The sequence below is a fragment of the Peribacillus sp. P4_C12 genome, assembly GCF_056402095.1.
Genome location: NZ_JBFUIB010000206.1, coordinates 1 through 6,211 on the forward strand (window position 1 = coordinate 1; position 6,211 = coordinate 6,211).

Annotated in this window: 6 protein-coding genes and 1 pseudogene; all 7 read right to left on the bottom strand. The window is 35.2% G+C overall.

The features are described 5' to 3' along the window. On the bottom strand, positions 1–278 hold a 278-nt coding region (locus AC1DUW_RS18835; RefSeq protein ID WP_477643188.1), incomplete at its 3' end, for a response regulator. A 103-nt stretch (positions 279–381) separates the two neighbouring features. After that, positions 382–1,674, bottom strand: a pseudogene (locus AC1DUW_RS18840) (glycoside hydrolase family 5 protein). Positions 1,675–1,940: 266 nt separating this feature from the next. After that, the gene (locus tag AC1DUW_RS18845; protein ID WP_053345554.1) at positions 1,941–2,492 is read right to left on the bottom strand and encodes a GNAT family N-acetyltransferase; all 552 of its coding nucleotides are present in this window, start codon (positions 2,490–2,492) and stop codon (positions 1,941–1,943) included. A 679-nt stretch (positions 2,493–3,171) separates the two neighbouring features. Further along, a complete protein-coding gene (locus AC1DUW_RS18850; protein ID WP_053345553.1) occupies positions 3,172–3,528 on the bottom strand; it encodes a nuclear transport factor 2 family protein in 357 nt (118 codons plus the stop codon). A gap of 426 nt (positions 3,529–3,954) precedes the next feature. After that, positions 3,955–4,398, bottom strand: a complete 444-nt coding sequence (locus AC1DUW_RS18855; protein WP_053345552.1) for a hypothetical protein — start codon at positions 4,396–4,398, stop codon at positions 3,955–3,957. Positions 4,399–4,419: 21 nt separating this feature from the next. Then, positions 4,420–5,244: a DUF3100 domain-containing protein gene (locus AC1DUW_RS18860; protein ID WP_053345551.1), complete on the bottom strand. Its 825-nt coding sequence runs from the start codon at positions 5,242–5,244 to the stop codon at positions 4,420–4,422. Positions 5,245–5,322: 78 nt separating this feature from the next. After that, the coding region (locus AC1DUW_RS18865) for a M20 metallopeptidase family protein (protein ID WP_477643189.1) at positions 5,323–6,211 on the bottom strand (889 nt) is incomplete at its 5' end.

Below are 6,211 nucleotides of genomic sequence, written 5' to 3' on the forward strand. Positions count from 1 at the left end.
CCAATATCCAAAGCACTGAATTCATCATCGTTAGAAGACCTCGCTGTTAGCATAACAACCTTTGCCAAACTTGTTTTCTTGATTTCTTGACAAACCTCTATGCCGCTCATCTTCGGCATCATCCAATCCAACACCGCAAGATCGACTTTCTCGGAGAAAAAAAGGTCGAGCGCTTCTTCTCCATCATTGGCGGCAAAAACAGTGAATCCCTCTTTCTCAAAATATGTCTTTAAGATGATTGTCATTTGCTTCTCATCATCGGCAATTAAAATGTTCAAGCCGCTTATCTCCTTTCTCCTCACAAATCCACTTTATTTCATTCAAAACAAAAAGGTGAAAACCATTTTATAGGTTTCACCTACTATTTCATAATGATGCCTATTACTTCTTAAGTTCTTGCTTTAATGTATTCCAAATCTGATTATCTACCTGTATGTCTTCTCGGTTCGGTCTTTTACCATTCTCTAATGCCTCCCAGTATTTCCACTTAGGCGGCTGATCACCTAATTCATAATCCATGCCTTCTCACGTATCTTCACGGAAAGCATAGAAAGCCCAATGCCAGCCATACTCATCAAAAATGGAAATTAAGTCTGATAAATATTGATCCGATCCTTTTACCATCCGATTAATGCCGAATTCTTCTGCAATGATGCGATTAGCCGGTATATTATGTTCTTCCGCCCACTTTTCAATAGGTTCTAAAAATTGTTGCAGTGCTTCTTTATTGAACATTTTTTCTGTCTGTTCTTCACCAACTTTTACTTTGCCAGGGTACTCATACGTAAAGCCTTTTCTTCGATTTTGGCTGGTCATTTCGTAAGGCTCGTACATATGGAAAGCATATAACACTTTATCGTCTTTCATTGGTTTCAAATATTGAAATGCCCAAGGAGTCGAATACAGACCTGAATTCAATATGATTGGCGTTTCAGAATCTACTGTTCGAATAGATTGCACAATCGTTTCATATAACTTATTTAAATCCGCAGCTGTGTTTTCAACTTTGCTGTACCATGCATGATAGTCCTCTGTCCAAAAATCATTAAACCCTGTAGCCGTTTTAGGGTGCGGTTCATTGATAAGATTATAACCAATAATAGCTGGATGATCTTTCAACCTACTCGCAAGGTCTTTCCAAAACTGAGCTGATTGTTCATGGTAACTGAAATCCTGCCAAATGCGATCATCATTTTTATAATCGTTAAACTGTCTCCATCGATTGCCCGGTAGACTCAGGACCGTCAGCACAACTTTTGACCCACGCTAGTAAGCCGCATCCAGTTCCGCTTTCAACTTAGTAAAATCCTCTTCAACGATACCTTCATATTGATCGGCATTCCCTATTAAGAAATCCTTATTAGGATTAGCATCAGCCTGATCATTAAATAAAAAGTCTCTATCCTTCGCCCATTTATCCGGAGCTAAACGAATGTATTCAATGTTAAATTCTTTTGCTGCTTCATAATTACCCGGTAAAGATGTGGAATTCATAAAATTTGTTCCTTTTCTCTGCTCATCCCAAAAAGCAATTTTTGTAATTCCTTTTTCATCTTTTTCATCTTTCTCTTCCAACGCACTGCACCCTGAAACAAATAGAACGAATATACAAATCAAAAACATCACACTTCTATAAATCTTCTTTGATACTTTTATCTTACTTTCATTCCTCATATGATCACCTCACAACATATTGTAGTAAATCTATGTTACAAGAATGTCACAACAAACCTTGAAAAACTTTATTGTCATTTGACGATAAGTGCACGGGTTAAATACACGAAATTTTCAAATAACTTCATTGTTTCAATTCATCGAACTCCCCACTTTTTCATCCTACCATTATCTTAGTAAGTATTGCTCTTTAACAAATCTACCCCTTTAGCTCAATAAGTACATTAGTTCACAAAGCCATGTATTAATTTAAAGGAAATGTTGTTTTAAATAAGAGTGAGATCTTCTTTTATGATTGAGTACATATATAAATCATCGAATTTACCACATGTAAATTCATAATGTCTCAGCAAGCCCTCTCTTCTAAAGCCTTGCTTTTCTACTAGTTTTTGTGATGGGAGATTAGCAGGTTCAATTAGAGCCTCAATTCTTTCTAACTGAAAGTGACGATAACCATACTTAACAACGGCTTCCAATGCTTCACTAGCTATCCCTTTTCCCCAGTAATCTTTGCTTAATTCATATCCAACTTCAGCTCGATAATGTTTGGTAAGCATATTAAGAAAACCACAACTTCCTATTACCTTACCAGAATTTTTTAGTGTAATTCCCCATCTAATTCCTGTACCTTCTTCGTATATAGATTTGTACCACCTAATTTCATCCCATACGTCTTCTACTGTTTGGCAAGGTACTAACCCCATAGGTTTCACAACATCTTTATCGGATAGATATTTAAACATATCTTTAGCATCCTCTATTATTACTTCTCGTAAGATTAATCTTCTTGTTTCAATTATAGGAAATTCTCTTTTCATTGAATTTCCCTCCTCTCAAGTTTTAATAGAGCTAATCGTAAAAAAAACAATGAAACTATTATCTATTCTTTAACTGGTTCAATCATTACTAAATTAAACCATTAATCAACGTTCTTTTACTGCAAGAGCACAAAATATTGTTTTAATGCTAGCTTGCCCCTTTAGTTCCAAAAGGAGCTGCCAAACAGCTCCAGGTAAGGACGTAGATCACCGTTAGTTGAATTAATGAAGTAACCTTCTATTGATAAATACGTACACAATTGTTAATAAAACCAACATAGCAATTATAAGAACCATTACTTCAAAAGGATAGTCAATAAAACTATTGATGACTACTAACAATCTAACGGTAGAAAAAAAACTCCACCTGTTATTGTACCTAACAAAGACTTTTTTTAAATCATTTTTTCATTTAATCCAGCTAACAACCATGTTTGCTTTTTCACAGCTACTAAGTACGACACAAGTAAAAGAGCGATTCCAATAACCAATAATCCGTAATCCACCCTCAGACCTCCCAAGGACAACTTTATTTCTTGTTACTATTTATACGAATTAAAAAGGGGAAAGTTTCCATTAATTCAGCTTTCCTGCCCGTTTATTTTGCATTAAAAAAAGAGTGATTCTCACAGCTCTTTTATGAACAATTGCGCAGTTTAGTTGAATAAGATTAAAGGGGCTATTTTGTTTTTGTACCTTGATGAAAAAACATTTGCCATCTACCATTTCTATATTTCCAGATTGAACTTCGTAATGTATGTTCCATTTTTATTTCATTATAAATTCGATAGGTAGTTAACACTGTATCCTCAGACAATTGATGTATTTCAAAATTACTTAATGTCATTGTTCCAACGCCAATCCCCTCATCTCCAATGCAATCCCTTTTATACCATACGTTACCTGAACTTCCGAACTCAAAAAAATCATCTTTCAACAATTTTGAAAGTTCTTCAGGAGATGTACGGATTTCAGGTTTTAACAAAGTCTCCTCTAATTGACACAAATGTTCTTTTAACGAAGATTTACTCTCCATTTTCCCAGTCCCCTTTTTAATTTCTGCAGTTGTTTCTTTGCTTTTATTTTGTAGAGGGTTTTTTCTATAATAATATGAAATATTCTTAGGAAAATACCTAACTAAACAGCTGCAAACCTCTGTCTACATTGATGTTTAAAAGATTATATTGCGAATGATATTCTGTTATTCATATACCATATCCATTGGGAATTAGATACCAAGCGCAGGGAGCTAATACATCAGTTCTTGCTGAAGAAATTATTGCTTCCTTTGCATAAAAAATGCCCGATTCCATCACATCTAGAATCGGGCATTTTTTTGCTATTAATATTAAGGTAAAACTGTGCCTCCCATTAAATATACGTTCAAAAGTCGCCATAAACTCTTTCGATTTTTCGTTTCCTTGGTTTTAAGTCAAGTACGGAGCAGCACGATCACGAATACTTAATGAAATTTACCAGTTAATCTAAAACCGATTTCTGCAACAAGAGTTGACAGTAAAAATGTTCCTGTGTATACAACTAGTGAAATAACAACTATACGCCATCCTAATTTTTTAAACTCTTTCAAATCTTTCCCGAAAGATAGGCCGGCATACGCTAAAATAGGTGTTGCCAAGGCCATAAAATTAACTTGTTCCGTTACTTTTATGATTGATGCGTTTCCTGGAAAAATCGGCGTTGTAATCAATAATGCTAACATTGAAACCCAAACAACAATTGGTAGTTTAATAGGGATGATTTTTGCGAAAAAGAACCCTAATATCGTAACAGCAACAATGATCATCATACCTGGTAATGCGTCAATAGGCGAAACATTATATCCAACCCAATTTCCCATAATGGCTATTATTCCAATAATAATAAAAGTCAATATTTTATCTTTCATATAAAATCTCCCCTTTATGTCCTATGCTCCAATATTTTTCATTTGATCTTTTTTTGACTTTCGCCCTAAAATAGGTTCAAATTTGTTGTATAAATAGTTTGTAAAAGGAAGAGAAAAGAATACACAAATATACGTTCCTAAAATTGTTGTAATTAAGTTAGCAGCACCAGCAAAAACTGCAATATCCTTTGCGGATTCTGGGAATATAACGGCTAATGCTCCAGACATGGCAGCCATCATACTACCTGAACCTACACCGGCACCCATGGCTAGTGAAATTGGGTGAAACCAACCAGTTTGAGCCAAAAAACTTGCTAACACTGACAGATATAAAGCTCCAAACAAAGTACCACAAACATATACTCCAAGTGCTCCCCGTCCTTCTGGTGAATCAGAGCCATATTTTTCAGCAATAATAGCTAAGTTAGGTTCTCTATCAATTGAAAAAGTAGCACCGACTGCTTCTCTTTTCATTCCAAGAAGTAAAGCAATTGGTAAACCTAATAGGATTGTCCCTGCAAAATGCCCCAATTCTTGTAATCCTAAAGAAATCCCCGCATCAAATATCTTCGGCAATGATGGCCCCATTAACATTCCCAATTTGGCTACAAAAAGCATGAATGAAATCCCTAAAATATTGGCGGCTACATTCATTTCTTTCATTTTTAAAATTTTTAAAGAAGGTAAACTAATAACCGCTCCGATAATTAATGCATACAACATTGGAAATAATGCAATAGCTCCAATCCCTATGTTAAACGTTTTTACGCCGATAAATTCTGTAACACAGACTAATATCAAAACAAATAAATGAATTTTCCAATTACGCAGAGAATTTTCTTGCACTTTTTTACACTCCTTTTCTACAAATAGAGCTGATTCTAAAAAGGAAAACCAACACTATTATTGCTTATTATTTTTTACTTATTGAATTTTTTCAGTAGTATTTAATGCTAGTCCAACGATAAGAGAAATCCCTTGGATCATCGCTTTTTCATCTGGTAAAAATACGTCACTATGTAGCTTCATAGGATCCTCTGGGTTTTCTCCTACTCCTAAGAATACAAATGTACCCGGGACTTTTTCTAGATAGAAAGCAAAATCTTCACTTGCCATACTTGGTTTACTCAACCACTGCACTGAGTTTTCTCCAAATAATTCAGTAGCAATAGCAGCAGTATGTTCATTAAATTTTGGATCATTCATTGTAACAGGATACCCCACTGTAAAGTTATAGTTTATTTCAACTTCTAATTTTAGAGCGGAAGCTACTCCCTCGATAATTCGTTGAATACTTTCAGCCACTTCCTTACGAGTGTTCGCATTAAGTGTTCGTACAGTTCCTTTAAAACTAGCTTTTTCAGGAATGATATTATAGCCATCTCCCGCTTCGATTGTTCCGATTGTAATAACAACAGAATCTACTGGATCTGTTTCTCTGCTAACAATTGTTTGTAGAGCTGTTACAACATGAGCAGCGCCCACAATAGCATCTACTCCTTGATGAGGTGCTGCCCCGTGACCTTGTTTACCTTTTAAAATAACATCAAAAGAATCCATACTTGCCATAATCGCACCATTTCTAAAACCGTATATTCCAGTTTCTAACTCAGGCCAAACATGAAAAGCAAAAGCATGGTCAACGGGAGGATTACTTAATACACCTTCCTCAACCATCATTATTCCACCGCCCTTCATCTCTTCAGCAGGTTGAAAAATGAATTTTATCGTACCCGAAATATTATGCTTATTTTGAGATAAAATATTAGCGGCAGATAGTAACATTGCAGTATGCATATCTGCAATGTTACTA

Excerpts from the sequence above, each read along its gene's own strand:
- AC1DUW_RS18845 (WP_053345554.1), bottom strand. The coding sequence starts at position 2,492 with ATGAAAAGAGAATTTCCTATAATTGAAACAAGAAGATTAATCTTACGA.
- AC1DUW_RS18850 (WP_053345553.1), bottom strand. The coding sequence starts at position 3,528 with ATGGAGAGTAAATCTTCGTTAAAAGAACATTTGTGTCAATTAGAGGAG.
- AC1DUW_RS18855 (WP_053345552.1), bottom strand. The coding sequence starts at position 4,398 with ATGAAAGATAAAATATTGACTTTTATTATTATTGGAATAATAGCCATT.